General features: G+C 51.3%; 15 protein-coding genes. 4 read left to right on the top strand and 11 right to left on the bottom strand.

Going from position 1 to position 14,446, the window contains the following annotated elements:
- Position 1: 1 nt before the first annotated feature.
- Complete coding sequence (locus IPJ68_03205; protein ID QQR78076.1) at positions 2-421, top strand: hypothetical protein; 420 nt, start codon at positions 2-4, stop codon at positions 419-421.
- Here IPJ68_03205 and IPJ68_03210 read toward each other — a convergent pair.
- Together IPJ68_03210 and ispH are read right to left on the bottom strand one after the other, a co-directional pair.
- The gene (locus IPJ68_03210) at positions 418-1,533 is read right to left on the bottom strand and encodes a glycosyltransferase family 4 protein (protein ID QQR78077.1); all 1,116 of its coding nucleotides are present in this window, start codon (positions 1,531-1,533) and stop codon (positions 418-420) included. The two genes, IPJ68_03205 and IPJ68_03210, sit on opposite strands and share 4 nt — an antisense overlap.
- Positions 1,530-2,492, bottom strand: coding sequence for a 4-hydroxy-3-methylbut-2-enyl diphosphate reductase (ispH, locus tag IPJ68_03215; GenBank protein ID QQR78078.1), 963 nt, complete (start codon positions 2,490-2,492; stop codon positions 1,530-1,532). Before ispH ends, IPJ68_03210 begins: the two co-directional genes overlap by 4 nt.
- A gap of 127 nt (positions 2,493-2,619) precedes the next feature.
- Here ispH and IPJ68_03220 point away from each other — a divergent pair, with 127 nt between their 5' ends.
- On the top strand, positions 2,620-3,054 hold the full coding sequence (locus IPJ68_03220; protein QQR78079.1) for an adenylyltransferase/cytidyltransferase family protein: 435 nt from the start codon (positions 2,620-2,622) through the stop codon (positions 3,052-3,054).
- Between the two features lie 2 nt (positions 3,055-3,056).
- Here the strand turns inward: IPJ68_03220 and ribH are convergent, their stop codons facing one another.
- The 3 genes from ribH to IPJ68_03235 are packed head-to-tail and all read right to left on the bottom strand — an operon-like array spanning position 3,057 to position 4,497.
- Positions 3,057-3,518 carry a 6,7-dimethyl-8-ribityllumazine synthase gene (ribH, locus tag IPJ68_03225; GenBank protein ID QQR78080.1) on the bottom strand — a complete coding sequence of 154 codons (462 nt, stop codon included), beginning with the start codon at positions 3,516-3,518 and terminating at the stop codon, positions 3,057-3,059.
- 12 nt (positions 3,519-3,530) lie between these two features.
- On the bottom strand, positions 3,531-4,124 hold the full coding sequence (locus IPJ68_03230) for a riboflavin synthase (protein QQR78081.1): 594 nt from the start codon (positions 4,122-4,124) through the stop codon (positions 3,531-3,533).
- Positions 4,125-4,137: 13 nt separating this feature from the next.
- A complete protein-coding gene (locus tag IPJ68_03235; protein ID QQR78082.1) occupies positions 4,138-4,497 on the bottom strand; it encodes a riboflavin kinase in 360 nt (119 codons plus the stop codon).
- Between the two features lie 156 nt (positions 4,498-4,653).
- On the opposite strand from IPJ68_03235, the gene IPJ68_03240 reads away from it, so the two are divergent.
- Positions 4,654-5,148 (top strand): hypothetical protein, encoded by a 495-nt coding sequence (locus IPJ68_03240; GenBank protein ID QQR78083.1) that lies wholly within the window; start codon positions 4,654-4,656, stop codon positions 5,146-5,148.
- A 74-nt stretch (positions 5,149-5,222) separates the two neighbouring features.
- Here the strand turns inward: IPJ68_03240 and IPJ68_03245 are convergent, their stop codons facing one another.
- Positions 5,223-6,542 carry a hypothetical protein gene (locus IPJ68_03245; GenBank protein ID QQR79244.1) on the bottom strand — a complete coding sequence of 440 codons (1,320 nt, stop codon included), beginning with the start codon at positions 6,540-6,542 and terminating at the stop codon, positions 5,223-5,225.
- Positions 6,543-6,670: 128 nt separating this feature from the next.
- Positions 6,671-7,630: a histidine phosphatase family protein gene (locus IPJ68_03250; GenBank protein ID QQR78084.1), complete on the bottom strand. Its 960-nt coding sequence runs from the start codon at positions 7,628-7,630 to the stop codon at positions 6,671-6,673.
- Positions 7,631-7,839: 209 nt separating this feature from the next.
- On the opposite strand from IPJ68_03250, the gene IPJ68_03255 reads away from it, so the two are divergent.
- Positions 7,840-8,535, top strand: coding sequence for a histidine phosphatase family protein (locus IPJ68_03255; GenBank protein ID QQR78085.1), 696 nt, complete (start codon positions 7,840-7,842; stop codon positions 8,533-8,535).
- Positions 8,536-8,613: 78 nt separating this feature from the next.
- Here the strand turns inward: IPJ68_03255 and IPJ68_03260 are convergent, their stop codons facing one another.
- The 4 genes from IPJ68_03260 to IPJ68_03275 all read right to left on the bottom strand — a co-directional run bounded on the left by IPJ68_03260 (position 8,614) and on the right by IPJ68_03275 (position 14,390).
- Entirely contained in the window at positions 8,614-9,897 is a 1,284-nt protein-coding gene (locus tag IPJ68_03260; protein QQR79245.1) for a hypothetical protein, read from the bottom strand.
- 187 nt (positions 9,898-10,084) lie between these two features.
- On the bottom strand, positions 10,085-12,265 hold the full coding sequence (locus IPJ68_03265) for a hypothetical protein (GenBank protein QQR78086.1): 2,181 nt from the start codon (positions 12,263-12,265) through the stop codon (positions 10,085-10,087).
- Complete coding sequence (locus tag IPJ68_03270; protein QQR78087.1) at positions 12,262-13,332, bottom strand: hypothetical protein; 1,071 nt, start codon at positions 13,330-13,332, stop codon at positions 12,262-12,264. The genes IPJ68_03265 and IPJ68_03270 overlap by 4 nt, the downstream gene beginning before the upstream one ends.
- The gene (locus tag IPJ68_03275) at positions 13,329-14,390 is read right to left on the bottom strand and encodes a hypothetical protein (protein ID QQR79246.1); all 1,062 of its coding nucleotides are present in this window, start codon (positions 14,388-14,390) and stop codon (positions 13,329-13,331) included. The genes IPJ68_03270 and IPJ68_03275 overlap by 4 nt, the downstream gene beginning before the upstream one ends.
- Positions 14,391-14,446: the final 56 nt, after the last annotated feature.

Genomic DNA, 14,446 nt, shown 5'->3' on the forward strand with positions numbered 1-14,446 from the left:
TATGGACACATTCTTCAAGAGATCACTCGACAAATACGCGTCTGACGGACGACTCGCCATCGCCGCCAACCTCCTCTCGGATATCGTCTGCGTCGGTTGGATCGCTTTTGCCGGTCTGTACGCCGTCGAAGTATTGCTCCCCACATTCGTCACCGCCCGACTCTCACTCGTGAAATTCGCTATTCTGTTACTCGCGCTGACAAGTATCCTCGTCTGGCTCATTCAAAGTCTGGCACCGACGAAGCAACCATCAAATAGAATACTCTCGCGCCCCTTACGGATTCTCCTCATTATAATTGCGATTGGTATCATTTCGCTTGCACACTATCGCTTCCCCTGGTGGAGCATCCCGATTATCGTCAGCGGCTACAGCCTCGTGCTGTGGCTCTTCTTCCGGCTCACCCGAGGTGGTGAACACTAACTGAGGATCGTATCGAGCGTTTCTCGCGCCGTCTGATCCCAAGAAAAACGCCTGAGTTCACCGTTCGCTTTTTCCCGCAGCGAATCCTGCAATGGTCTATCGTTCCAGAGCAGGACGAGCTTTGCGGCGATGTCCGAAGTGTTTTCCGCATCGACATAGAGCGCGCCGTCACCCGCCACTTCGCGCAGACTGGAATTGTCGGCGGTGAGGACGGGCACGCCTGAAGCAAACGCCTCGAGAATTGGGAGCCCGAACCCCTCGTAGAGCGATGGAAAAGCGAACAAACGAGCCCCTTGATAGAGTGCTCGCAGGTCTTCGAAACTCACGCGTCCCGTAAGGACGATATCCTCCCGATAGACACTCTGCTCTCTCGCAGTGAGGATTCCTTCCGAGAGCCAGGCGGGTTCACCGGCGAGCACCAGCCGCATCTCCGGGCAGGTTCTTTTCGCATGCTCGAAAGCCTGGATGAGGCGAACGAGGTTCTTGCGGGGCTGCAGGGCTCCGACGTAGAGCGCGTAGCTCGTAGGTTGTAGGTTGTAGCTTTTTAGTTTTTCCGATACTGCATCCGGAGCGAGCCTCGCGCCGAAGAACTCAGCATCGAAGCCATGATGGATAACCCGGATAGTGTCCGGATCAAGTTCGGGGAAAAATTCAAGGAGATCGCGTTTCGTAGACTCAGAAACCGCGATGAGTCGATCAGCCTGCCGCACCGCCGTGTCGAGCATGAAGTTGAGTTTACGGAGATGGCTCGGTGGGAAGGTTTCGGGAAAACGCCGGAAAGCGAGGTCGTGAATGGTCGCTGTCACCGTCAAGCCACGAGGCAAGATCACTGGAGCCGCCTGAATCGGCAGAAACAGCCGATCGGGTCGGGACCGGAACATCTCCCACGCGAATCGCGTCTGCATCCATGCGTACGGAAACGGGAGCGTTTTGACGTGGTAATTGAGGAGATCTGGTGGGGCAAGCAAAGGATTAAAGGTCCCCCGATGGTACAGCAGAAACTGCGTCTCAGGCGACAACGCACCAAAGCGTTTGAGGAGTTCGCGCACATATACCCGCGTCCCATCAATCCGGACATGGTCGAGATCACTCGCTTGAATAGCCAGTTTCATACCTTCGCTGCTCTCTCTCGACGGATCTGCATGAGTTCCACCGGTTCCGCGAAGAACATCTTTTCTTCCTTCACCGAGAATCGTTCGGCGACCGCCCCTTGTCCGGTGAAGTAGTCGATCACGGTCTGGATCCGATCCTCAGGTGCACTCGCCCCACCAGTCACGCCAACTATTGAAACGCCATCAAACCACGCGGCTTCAAGGTCGCTCGCATCATCAACCAGGTAGGCCCGGGCACCGGCTTGCTCGGCCGTCTCGCGTAAACGATTGGAGTTGGACGAGGTCACCGATCCGACGACAATCACGATGGGGACGGTCTTTGCGAGTGCTTTGACTGCCTCCTGGCGATTGGTTGTCGCATAGCAGATATCTTCAAGCGGCGGAGCGACGATCTGGGGATATTTCTTTCGGAGTGCCGCGATGACGGCTCGCGTCTCATCGATGGACAAGGTCGTCTGCGTCAGATACACGAGTTTATCTGATGTTGGGAGTGTCAAAGCTTCGACATCTGCGACCGTCTCAACCACCGGAATACTGACACCCGGCGCTTCACCGAGCACCCCGACACCCTCGATATGACCACGGTGGCCGATATAGATGATCCGGTAGCCCTCTTTGATAAATCGCAACACCTCGAGGTGAACTTTGGTCACCAGTGGACAGGTTGCATCGATGAGATGGAGCTGGCGCTCTCGGGCTACCTCATAATGAGCGCGCGGCGAACCGTGGGCGGAGAAGATGACCACCGAACCCTCAGGCACTTCCTCGAGTGTTTCGACCGTGATCGCGCCTTGCTTCGTGATCGCATCGACCACATGCTTGTTGTGGACGATCTCATGCTTCACATACACCGGCGCACCGAATATCGCCAGCGTATCCTCGACTGCCTTCACCGCCCGAGCGACCCCCGCACAAAACCCGTGCGGCTGTGCAATGAGGACTTTCTTGATAGAATTCATAGAGATTCACTATCCCAATGTCAGGATTTCATTACTCATTGACAAAAGCGAGGATCAACGATACTCTCTGCCTCAAACTACAGTATACCATTCTGGTATATTAGAATAATCCGGAATGAGAAACACTATGCCCGAAAAATCCCGCCCCTGTAAACTCGGTATGGTCTTCGGTGTCTTTGATGGACTCCATCCCGGACATCAGAATTTCCTTCTCGAAGCGGCTCAATCCTGCGAGAAGCTCGTTGTGGTAGTCGCTCGGACAAGTATCGTCCGGAAGCTCAAGGGACATGCTCCCCGGCACGGTACCCGCGTCCGGATGAATGCCATTCGAAGTTTCCTGGATCATGCCCACATCGTCCCGAGCGATCGAACTATCGGAAAGTGGCGCGTCCTCCGAGACCACTCACCAGACATAGTCTTCCTTGGCTATGACCAGGAGCGGATGGCCGAAAGCCTCACTCAAATCAAACAGCCCTTCCAATTCCTCAGTCCCCATCAACCGAAGAGATTCAAGTCCAGTCTGCTACACACGTCCGAGGAAAAGAAGAGGATCTCCCGATAGAGCTAGAGGAGTGCTGCTTCAAGCGCGGCCGCCGTCGCTTCCCGACCCTTGTTATTCCCCTGTGTTGATCGGGCGATGGCTTGTTCGAGTGTGTTGACCGTCAACACGCCGAGCGTAATCGGGATCTCATACTTGATCGTCAGGTCAATGAGCCCTTGGGCCACTGCCTGAGCGATGATCTGGTCATGGTTGGTCTCACCCTTCACAACACAACCAAGCGTGACAATTGCATCCGGCCGATGCTGCTTCATCAGTGAGACACAACCATAAGGGATTTCGAAGCTTCCCGAAACCTGCATCACAAAGATATTCTTCTTCTCCACCCTCCACTCTCCGAGCTCCGCCAATGCACCCCGAAGGAGTTTCTTGGCGATTGCCTCATAGTAAGGCGAGACAACAATTCCGACTCTGAGCCGCGAGGCATCCCTCCTGTTGGTGCGACTGACACTGCGTTTCCTTTGCATAGGATTGATTCGTCAATGATTACTCTTTCCGAGGGCGTTCACCACATAGCGGGCCAAGAGATCCACCTCGAGATTCACCACACTCCCCTCTTCCAATAATTGCAGGTTCGAATGCCGCAGTGTATATGGAATGAGCGCCACTGTAAACGTCCGCTCCGTTTTACGCGCCACAGTGAGGCTGACACCATTGACGGTAATCGCACCGTGTGGAGCGATATACGGTTTCAATGCCGGCGGAATGTTCACGGTCACTTCATGTTTCCCATGGACTTTCACAATTGATACGACCTCACTCGAACTATCGACATGCCCCTGAATGAGATGGCCATCCAAGGGTGATCGCAGCGTCACAGACCGCTCCAGATTGAGCTCCGTTCCGCGCTCGACAAACTGCATAGTCGTCTTGGACAATGTTTCCGGCATATACTCGACATTGAAAGCGACCGGGCTCTGGCTCACTACCGTCGTACAGACTCCATCGATCGAGACGCTCTGCCCTTTCCGAAGTTTCCAATTCCTCGGCTTCCCGATCCGGACGTGACGAGAGCCATCTTTGTCCTGAACCGAGAGCACGGGTTTTACTGCTTCGATGATACCGGTAAACATAAAAAATAGGTCTCTAGATCTGAAAATAATCCTTCACTTTCTGCACAACCTGAGTAATGAATTCTCGGGCATCAGTTTCCGATGTGAATTCAGCTGCTTCCGCGACTTTCGCCAGGAGGGTGATGCGAATTTCTTCGCCATAGAGATCGCCTGAAAACCCAAAGAGATGAGCCTCGAGAAGCTGCCTCCCCTGATTCGCATATACCGCAGCGCGATATTCTCTCTCTCCGACCCATACCAGACCTGCATAGGTACCGGAAATATTCGGCTGATCGAAGTGAATATTGGCTGTCGGGAAGCCGATCGGTTTCCCGAGTTCCATGCCTTTCTCCACCACCCCGCTCTGCTCGTACACAAATTCCTTCATCATCACATCATCATTAGGATTCCAGTTTCAATCACTATTCTTTCACGTTTTCTTCTCATTGACAAGTATAGATATTGATGCTAGAATGTGCAATCAACTGGGGAGCATTCCTCTTTTGATGCATTCCTTGTCAATTGTAGTCCACAGCACAGGAGGTGCACCATGACAACTGCGTTTCTCATCTCTCACGGCAAGCGGTATGAGGGGTTTAACCCGCTTCACACAAAAGACGGGCGCGAACAATTAGCCCGCCTCACCATCCCATCCGGTGTGACCAGGGTCGTCGCCGGAAGTGGCCGACGCTTCCAGGAAATCGCCGACGCTATCCGCCGCAAGTTGCCCATAGCGTCAGATGTGCCCTTTGAAACTTCCCCTTTCTGCGGCTCATGCGACGGCATCCGCTTCGGTAAGAATCCGGGCGAAGGCGACATGATCGTCTTGTCGGAGGGAGAAGTGCCGGTCGAGAAATATCTCGGCCTCGTCGGGACCCCGGGCTTCGATCCGTGGGCGTTCGTCAACGGACTGGGCAATGGCGCGTTGCTCTGCGGCGGCGGAGAACTACTACTTGCCCTCGGCTACAGTGGAGTCCCTCCGAAAGGGGCCCTGTTCGGCCTCGACGCCTTAACCAAGGAGATCACCCTGCTCCAACAGGGCTGATCCACTCCCCTCGCCCCCGCTCCGCTTCCTCTCCTTTCACGCATCGCGCGAATGGTCGAGGAGTGGGGCTTTTTTTATTCTCCGAGAATCCGCACCACCCCCTCATTGGCATTCACCTCGACCAAGTCGCCATCCTTAAGTACCTGCGTCGCAATCTTGGTGCCGATGATACAGGGGATGCCAAGCTCGCGGGAGACGATAGCCGCATGACAGGTTATCCCACCCTCATTGGTGACTACGGCCCCAGCCCGCTTCATGATCGGTACAAACTCTGGCCGCGTCATGCTCGTCACGAGTATGTCCCCCTCTTGAAAGCCATGATCATCGTGAGGGTCGGATACAACCCGCACGATTCCTTGCACGCGTCCGCGGCAAGCCGTTTGCCCCTTCAGCTCACTGGAGTCATGGACCTGATGTTTCGTCCAGGCATCAAATTGTGCTATGGCATCTGGGAAATCACAGTACTCGACTTCGTACGAATGATCAGGATTCGCGAGATAGAGACATCCCTGATCCCGAGTGCTGATGTCGTCTTGTTTGCTCTTCAGATATGCAACTCCTTTTGTATATTCAGCGAGCAGAATATAGGGCACAAACCTCGGTTCTATACCGGCTCGCTCGGTCATGAGAGTGCCGACCTCGAGCATGACGGCGAGCATCTGAGCGATCGGATCCTTCCGGATATCACGTAAACGCATAACGAGCTGTGCATATTCGACGAGACGCCGTGCGTCTGGCGTGAGCGTCTCTCGCCAGGCCAGATGCGCATTCGCTCGATCTTGTGCCTCCGTATAGAGGCGCTCCGCTTCTTGTGTCTTCTCGGGGAGATGAGATCGGACATCGTCCAGTGCCACCGCGATCTCGTCGTCGCTCTTCGACCGGAAGTAATCCGTGAACATGAACTTCGCCTTCCGCACGATGTCGCCCTGGCCAGCCGCTACGAGCTCGGTCATATTGCAGAGATAGCGCCCCTCAAAAGAGACAAAGGTCGCCTGTGTCGCGCGTTCCCATATCGCGTCGAGTTCACTCCTATGCTCGATACCGATGACATCGAGTATCTTGTCGTGGTCGATCGTCTCGATATAGATAGTCGCTAGCAGTTCGGGGTACAGACGATTCATAATGACAAGCATATACTCCTGCAGTTCCGCGTCCGCTAGCTCAGAGAGCGTCTTGTCGGTCACCTCGTCATACAACTGCCGCGCATCCCGCTCGTATACGCGATACTCCTCTTCGAGTTCTCGGAGCGATATCGTCCCCGCATAGTATTGGCGAAATTTCTCTGTCGCGAGGGAAAAATATCTTTTCTCATTCAGAGCGATGCAGGTATCGCGCCCCTTCGCGAGAAAAAGGGTGTGTAGCGGATACTCCTGGGTATTCCATGGTACGCACATGAAGAAGGGTGCCATCGTGGCGTGAATGACAAAGACTGGGTCATCACCGACTATACTCTTAAATTTTTCCAGTATCTCGTAAGTCATATTCCATACTACGTCCTAGAATGAGCATCAGGTATCGCTCACTATTCCTGCTGATTGGCAGTGGTTACGAGTGTTTCGAATGCCTTCCGGTCATCGATAATTTTCGCCAATACCTCTCGACCAAATTGGACCGACTCCTTCCGATCACCTTGCTCGGCATCCTTGATCGTGTATGTCAGCACGATGGTCTGATCCATTCCGGTATTTACGATCTCGATACGCACACCCTCAGCCTCCAAAAAACCCGAACCGATAGACTGTACGAACTTATCCTTGGCCTCCACACCTTTGACGGTCTCAAGTACTTTGGCAGTGAAGCACTCCGCGATACCCATATGTGTCCCTAGGTATCGCTCAAGTTGATTTCCGGTTTCCTCATATTTCCCCTCTGTATCCCTAGCAACGATCCGCTGGAAATTATTTCCCACCGTCGCATAGCGGGCGACGATCTCGGCTACGTTCCCGGCCATTCGGGTATACGTCGAGGATTTTTCATCTCCCTTTTCAATCGCGTCTCGATCACTGTCATTCATCGCCCATGGCAGGTAGCGCTTTTCCATATATGCCTTCACACCATCAGGACCGATCGGACCCTCATCAGTGAAACCCAAGCGATCATCCACGAGCATCTTTTTCCCATAGTGAACCTGCTCCGCGACCTTCGCTTCGATCACCTCAAGCGAATCATCTGGAGAAATATCCTCGTTGGCGAGCATCACCCGGTACGCCGTCTCCTGGGTCCGTACGCGCGAACTCCCCATGCCCATGGCAACTTCCGGCTGAGGGTCGACTGTCTTCCCATGCTCGGTGACTTGTGCGCGGCCCTCTGGAGTCAGGCGCAGATTCGGATTTGCCTCCTCTTCCACTGTCTTCCCTCTCTCTCGCTTTCCATGGCGCATGAGTTCCAGGATCACCCTCGTGATTTGTTTTGGCTCTTGTTCTTTACTTTCTGGTCCCCGCTCGGGGCCACCCTCCATTGACTTGAAACTTCCCCCTTCCATACTTGTTTTCTTAAAAGTTTATAGTCTAGCGTATGACTCCTCTATTTTGACACAGAGCGTGTATTCTTGGAATTTGTCGACATCGGGATGTGCCGACGATTGACAGGACTATCGAATTGTGCTATCTTATCTTGTCAGAGCGACTCAAGTGTTGCTTTGATGAAACACCTTGACAACCCGATCAACGATCAAACCCAGGAGGTTACACCATGATCGAACCCGTTTATACTGAACATCCTCTGCGTGGCATTTCGATGGCTCGAATGTCGGCACTCAGAGACAGGCTGCGGCCCGATGTGGAGTTCCACATCTACCGGCACGGCAATGCCGCCCCGCAAGCGAGTACGGCTGATGGCACCGATTTCCAGCGTCAGCTGACGGAAAAGGGCCGGTCACAGGTCCGCAGGCTCGGTCAGAAGATCGTCGGGATTCCCTATGACCTGGTGATCTCGTCGCCGGCACCCCGCGCCATCCATACGGCACTGATCGCCACCGTTGAAAGCCGGATCGATTCCAATCCGATGTTCCACATCGGCACGGGGGTGCAGTTCTACTCGCCGACGACCCCGGGGCATTTCGCCGAGCTCCTCCGAATCGGCGCTGGACTACAATACAACAACTACGGCGAGTATCTCCGGGCCGACACGATGTCGATCTGGCCAACCTTCCGAGCCGAGATGCTCGGTAACCTACTCGGGATCCTCGGGATCGCAGCCGCCCGGCAGATTTTCGTGAGCAATCACGGAGTAATCGGAAGCTGCCTCGCCGAGGCACTACTCCAGGTCCTCGCCGGCGAGATAGACGAACAGAGTCGGGAGGTGCTCTACAACACATCGGCGGCTGAGTGTAGCTGCTTCCAAGTGTCGAGAGCCGGCGTGCAATACATCGACTACCTGGCCACCTGATCACCCACCAACCGCAACGCCCCGGAAGGGACGCCGCTCAATGAGCGCTGTCTCTCCGGGGCTTTTTTTTTGAAGGGATTATCCTGCCCGCTCGAGCACTCGCACCACCCCGTTGTCCGCGTCCACTTCGACCAGATCACCGTCGTGAAGTACTTGTGTTGCAATTTTCGTACCGATGATGCAGGGTTTTCGGAGCTCACGGGCGACGATGGCCGCGTGACAGGTGATGCCGCCTTCATCCGTGATAATGGCAGTTGCTCGTTTCATAAGTGGAACAAACTCCGGACGAGTCATCCCGGTGACGAGGATATCGCCATCTCTGAAGTGGTCGAATTTGCTGGCATCCAATACTATACATGCCTTTCCCTGGATTTTCCCTGGTGATCCGATCTGCCCCCGTAGCGTATCTCCATTTTTTCCACCGGTAACCGATTGAACGTAAAACTCAGTGAGCTGCTGTTTGGCGATATCATACTCAATCGGCTCAAGCGTGATCGTTCCATCAAACTCGATGAGCAGAACAGCTCCATTCTTTCGCGCTTCAATTTCAGTGGCATGCAGCTTCAGATACTCAACTCCGAGCAACATCTCATCGAACTGAATAGAGGTTATCAACGCATGATCCATCCGGGCTTCAGTCAGCACCTTTTCATAAATAAGCCACCAAATAACCAATGCCTTGGCAAAAAGATTCTTTCTCCGATCGCGGTATTCAATAATTCTCTGTATATACCAAACCAAAGCCTGCTCATCTTTTGAAAGCGTCTTGGTCCAATCATCAAGACGAGTCCTCGCTTCTTCTAATACATTATCCAGCGCCATCAATTTCAAACGAGCCTGATCTGGTGTGAAGGCGCCATATTCACTATCGATTTTCTCAGCCGTTTTTTCCAATGTTTCCACACCGAAATAGTTAGAGAAAATAAATCGGGCATTCTCTATTCTGTATTCATAAGGTCTGCCTTCGGCTATCGTCTTCAAAACAGATCGCTGCTGCGCTTTTTCGAACGACTCGACTGCTGGATGTGTCGCCCTCTCCCAGATTTCATCAAGTCGTTCTTGAAAGATCAAGGAATCGACCTCCTTCAGTACATCGAAACAAATCTCTTTATCGAAATACACCGTGAAAAATATGAAACCATTCAGGCCCCAGACTTCATCCCGAATAGCATCCATGACAGGGAGTAGTTCGCTTGTCGGAATTTCTAAGACTTTCTTACTGGTATACTCTTCGTAGAGTGAAGATATATGAGCCTCTATCTCATCAAATGTACGAAAACGATTTTCAGCCTCATTCGAGCCACTGAGGTACGATCTGAAAATATAACGAGAGCAATATTCGAGGGTATCGGCGGGAAGCATCTGCAGAGAATCCCCTTCTTTGGCAATCAGAATGAGATGCAGCGGCGGAAGGCCGGGATAGTAATCTCCAAAATATTTTGCCGTATTAAATGCAGAACCTTGTCCAAAAAAAGTATAATTATGAAGCGGTGGCCACAGCTTCCGCCCATTCATCAAACCACTGAATTTTTGTAGCGCATTATTCATACTATTTTATAATCCTCACCGCCCCATTATCTGTCACAGCACCAGAACTTCGTTCGGGGCTGGACTCCGCTTTGTTTTCACCGTCACCGAAAGCCACTCCGCTTTTCGCACTGGACGCTCTTTCAAGGATCATCACCACCCCATGATCCGCATCCACCTCGACGAGGTCGCCATCGTGGAGGACCTGCGTCGCGATCTTGGTCCCGATGATGCAGGGTTTCTTCATCTCCCGTGCGACGATGGCCGCGTGACACATGATACCGCCCTCATCAGTAATTATAGCGCCACACTTATGTATTAGCGGCAAAAGAGAGGGATTTGAATTTATAGAAACCAAGATATCTCCCATGTTAAATTCTTTCTTCTCGTCGATTGAATACACGATACGCGCAATCCCCTTCACATTCCCCTGAAATACGGTCTGCCCTCGTACCCCATCGTGATCATCGACATGTTCGAGTGTTGCTATTACCGCAGCTGGATCTGAAACAAATGAAACATTTTCGGCACCATCGAGAACCTGATAAACAAAGAATTTTCTTCTGTGAGATAGACTCATACGTTGGCTTGCGACCTCAGCGGCACCAGAGAGTAGTTCTTGCAAGGTCATGTAAGGAAGAACCGAGGGGTCAAGCCCACGCGCATGTAATTCCTCCTCAGCAAGAGGAATAATAACTTGAGAGACAAGATTCGGGTATAAAGATACTGAACGAATATCTTCTGCCAATGTGAGGAGTTGTGTATCTTGATACGTTATATCTTCTGAGAAAGCGATAACCCAATATGGAAGAATGGTGGCTCGGAGAGAAAGACAAATCAGAAAATCCATCGCACTTGCAATGTCCACGAACTTCATTTCTCCTGAGAGATACTTTTTCGCCTCTTGATTTAAGAGTACCCCCTCCTCAAGAAATACTATTACTTGTTGTTCATTCTGTTCGCATAACGTTTTGACATACCGCTTGTGGTCTTCTAACTCATCGTACTTTCTGTAGTTTCTCGCAACGCCAGTTACCTGTTCTATAAATAGGGCGTTCTTCATTTGTGAACCCAGAACCTTGAGAGTCTCTGGCGAGTTATACCACTCCTGCCAAAGCGATGCGCCAAATAGCGTAAATGGACGCGTGAGGTAATGTGTCCAATGAGTATCTTTGTTATAGAGTGCATCTGAAACTCGCTCAATCACCCGCACCACCCCCCGATCTGCATCGACTTCGACCAGATCGCCATCGTGCAAGACCTGCGTCGCGATCTTGGTCCCGATGATACAGGGTTTCTTCATTTCCCGCGCGACGATGGCGGCGTGACAGGTGATGCCACCTTCATCGGTGACGAAGGCAATCGCTCTTTTCATAATAGGGAGAAAAGTCGGTATCGTCATCGGACTGACCAGCACCTCACCATCCCGGAAAGACTTCATATCCTCGTTTTTTATCACCCGCCGCACCCGACCCCTCACCACTCCGAAGCAGGCGACCTGTCCGGGAAATTCGCTCATATCTGATACGTCAACGCTTTCTTCGAGTCGAAAATCAAATTTCACCTGCAATTCATCAAACTCCGACGACGACGTCAACATATCATCCACCAATATAAGTTTCTCTTTTTTTCGTAAGGCAAGTGACGATAGTGAGGGAATATTTCCGGATGACACCTCCTCTAACATAAGGAAATCGGACTGCGATCCAAAATCTGGATATCGAGTTCTCAGTATCGTACGAACATGATTGAAAGCCTGATACTCAAATTGGTCTATCCCCTTCCGGAACCGAAAGGCGAGATCTCTGTCCTCTTCGCTGAATCGTTTATCCGAAGGGATATGGAGCGCTACGTATAATGAGTCCCAAGCCTCCAGAAGAAAATCTATGAATGTCATGAATTCCTTCTGACTCAGATCCGTACGCATACACAGGTTCCTCAAATCTTGAATTTTTTCTTGCGCCTGAAGAAAAAGACTTTCCACATACGCTGGGTTCTCGATGATTTTTTTCAGGAGGATAGCATTGATTTCGCCATTCAATGCCGGGTGACGATACGCATCCCATACACCATTCCGAAAGATGCAGATGTTTCGAGGAAAAATATCAATTTTCGTGCCGAAAAAAGAGCGATACCGCTTCCCCCATATCTGGAGGAGGAGTAAGGGAAAATCCCTCGTATATATTTTCGGGAGGATAATCATACTCTTTGTACTATCCTCACCACCCCGTGGTCCGCATCCACTTCCACTAGATCACCATCATGAAGGACTTGCGTCGCGACTCCGGTGCCGACAATACATGGGAGATCAAGTTCTCGGGCAGTTATCGCGGCATGCGAGAGCAACCCACCGACATCAGTCACCACGGCACTTGCTTTCTTGAACGCATCCATGAGATACGGATCAGTCGTGGTTGAAACGAGCACATCTCCCTTATTCATTTCGTTTATTGTGCGGCGGGTTTTCTCAGGATCACCATAATCCCGTATGATAATTTTCACCTTGCCTCTCACTTTCCTCCCAGAATCATGCGCAACTTTTCCAGAAATCTCTGAGGCCTCGTCCTGGCCGTTCTTCGCATAAAACTGCTTTGCAAATTCTATTGCACGTTCGCCGGAGAAAAATCTATTGTTATCTTCAGAGATTTCAAAAACAAACGTCTGTCGCGCATCAATTTCCGCCTGCGAGACCCGCACACCATCAAACAACTGCCTCAGTTCCTCAATTCGATAGTACTGCAGCATTGTTTCTGGCATACTCAAACACTCGGATGTCTTCCGAACTAAAGTGCCAAGGTACCCGTCAGCATGGAAAAACGTCGGGTCGACATCCGCCCGAAGTTTATTTTTGCATTGCTGAACTATCGCTATTTTTTTGGCCGCTTGAGGATCGTCTGCCGCCGCGACAGAGACACGATCCCACGCGTACGGATCAAAAACAAAGTAGCTGTGACAAAATTTCGCGAGCATCTTTTCCATGTGTCCTGCGTCCTGTTTCGAGAAGTTTCTTTTTGTTGCAAACGTCGTCAGCTCAGCATTCATCGTCGCGATTGTCTGCTCTGTCTCTCTCACGATTGCCTCCAATTCGTCTGGCTGCAGAGCCATCCCGCGCTCGGCCATTGTTTCAAGCGTCTTCGCTGACGTAAAAACTCTTTTACCACCGTTCTGCGAGATAGTTACCGTCCCGACAGGATCGTAATAGATATTAACGATACTTTCGAAAAACAGCGTTGTTCCTTTTGATTCAAAGGTAAATGTATACTCACTCATAGTGATGCCCGTTGAATCACCCGCACCACCCCATGATCCGCATCGACCTCCACCAAGTCGCCATCGTGGAGGACCTGGGTCGCGATCTTGGTGCCGATAATACAGGGCTTTTTCATCTCTCTCGCGATGATTGCGGCGTGACAAGTGATACCCCCCTCGTCGGTAACAAACGCTGCAGCGCGCTGCATTGCTGGAACGTAATCGGGAGTAGTCATCGCAGTAATCAATATCTCACCTGCTTGTATAAGTAAGATATCGGCCTTTCTATGAAGTATCCGTGCTCTACCCTGAATTTTCCCTCTCGTAGCAGTCTGCCCCTTCAGCGTCCCCGTATCACTCCCCGGACTCACACAGTCCTCCGTGATTTCAATATGAGCGCTCTTTAGAAATTGAATCAGAGTTCTGTCTGTATATATTTCCCTATCGTAATAGAGGAAATGCCTCTTTCGGTTCTTCAGAGCTGTAATAGTAGGAAACATATCATCTCCCCGTACCTCTTCAATTCGAATATATTTTACGAGGTCACCCAGTTCAGGATACAGAACACCCAAAGTGCGCTGAAACACATGATCTATCTCTTCCAAAAAATCAGAAGCCCGCTCACGCATACTCATCGCGAGCCGCTTATCGTCAACACTTGCCTGATCCATTAGCGGAACAACATATGAGATATCCAAGCCACACCAGGCGTCCAAAGCCCGCTCATAGAATTCTAAAAGTTTTTCTCTACTTTGCAGCGGTCGCCCCACTTTCCATACGGGCTCAAGATAATCTAGGATCTCCCCATACCAATGCATGGTCTTGGTGATAAAACCAGAATCCCTAAGCGTCTTCTTTATAATATTTGCTTCATAATCAATAAATGTCAGCTCATGATAATAGACATGAGCGACACCCTCATGAGCATCGAAAAGAATCGGACGATCAGCCCAATTCAATAATTCTGCAATTGTTTTCGTCTGATGCTCCTCCCATACCTGAAACGCGAGTAGGCAATTCTCTCGCGTATATACTCTTTCGTACTTAGTCTGGGCATCGACATTATCCACAGATAGCATCGTGTCCGATCGGCCTTGACCCTCTTCAACCACACCCCCCACTCGCTCAATCACCC

The organism is Candidatus Moraniibacteriota bacterium (assembly GCA_016699425.1).
GTDB lineage: Bacteria > Patescibacteriota > Minisyncoccia > Moranbacterales > UBA1568 > SSEF01.

Coding starts and splice junctions, on each gene's coding strand:
- IPJ68_03205 (QQR78076.1), top strand. CDS start 2: ATGGACACATTCTTCAAGAGATCACTCGACAAATACGCGTCTGACGGA.
- IPJ68_03210 (QQR78077.1), bottom strand. CDS start 1,533: ATGAAACTGGCTATTCAAGCGAGTGATCTCGACCATGTCCGGATTGAT.
- ispH (QQR78078.1), bottom strand. CDS start 2,492: ATGAATTCTATCAAGAAAGTCCTCATTGCACAGCCGCACGGGTTTTGT.
- IPJ68_03220 (QQR78079.1), top strand. CDS start 2,620: ATGCCCGAAAAATCCCGCCCCTGTAAACTCGGTATGGTCTTCGGTGTC.
- ribH (QQR78080.1), bottom strand. CDS start 3,518: ATGCAAAGGAAACGCAGTGTCAGTCGCACCAACAGGAGGGATGCCTCG.
- IPJ68_03230 (QQR78081.1), bottom strand. CDS start 4,124: ATGTTTACCGGTATCATCGAAGCAGTAAAACCCGTGCTCTCGGTTCAG.
- IPJ68_03240 (QQR78083.1), top strand. CDS start 4,654: ATGACAACTGCGTTTCTCATCTCTCACGGCAAGCGGTATGAGGGGTTT.
- IPJ68_03245 (QQR79244.1), bottom strand. CDS start 6,542: ATGTGCGTACCATGGAATACCCAGGAGTATCCGCTACACACCCTTTTT.
- IPJ68_03250 (QQR78084.1), bottom strand. CDS start 7,630: ATGGAAGGGGGAAGTTTCAAGTCAATGGAGGGTGGCCCCGAGCGGGGA.
- IPJ68_03255 (QQR78085.1), top strand. CDS start 7,840: ATGATCGAACCCGTTTATACTGAACATCCTCTGCGTGGCATTTCGATG.
- IPJ68_03260 (QQR79245.1), bottom strand. CDS start 9,897: ATGCTTCCCGCCGATACCCTCGAATATTGCTCTCGTTATATTTTCAGA.
- IPJ68_03265 (QQR78086.1), bottom strand. CDS start 12,265: ATGATTATCCTCCCGAAAATATATACGAGGGATTTTCCCTTACTCCTC.
- IPJ68_03270 (QQR78087.1), bottom strand. CDS start 13,332: ATGAGTGAGTATACATTTACCTTTGAATCAAAAGGAACAACGCTGTTT.
- IPJ68_03275 (QQR79246.1), bottom strand. CDS start 14,390: ATGCTATCTGTGGATAATGTCGATGCCCAGACTAAGTACGAAAGAGTA.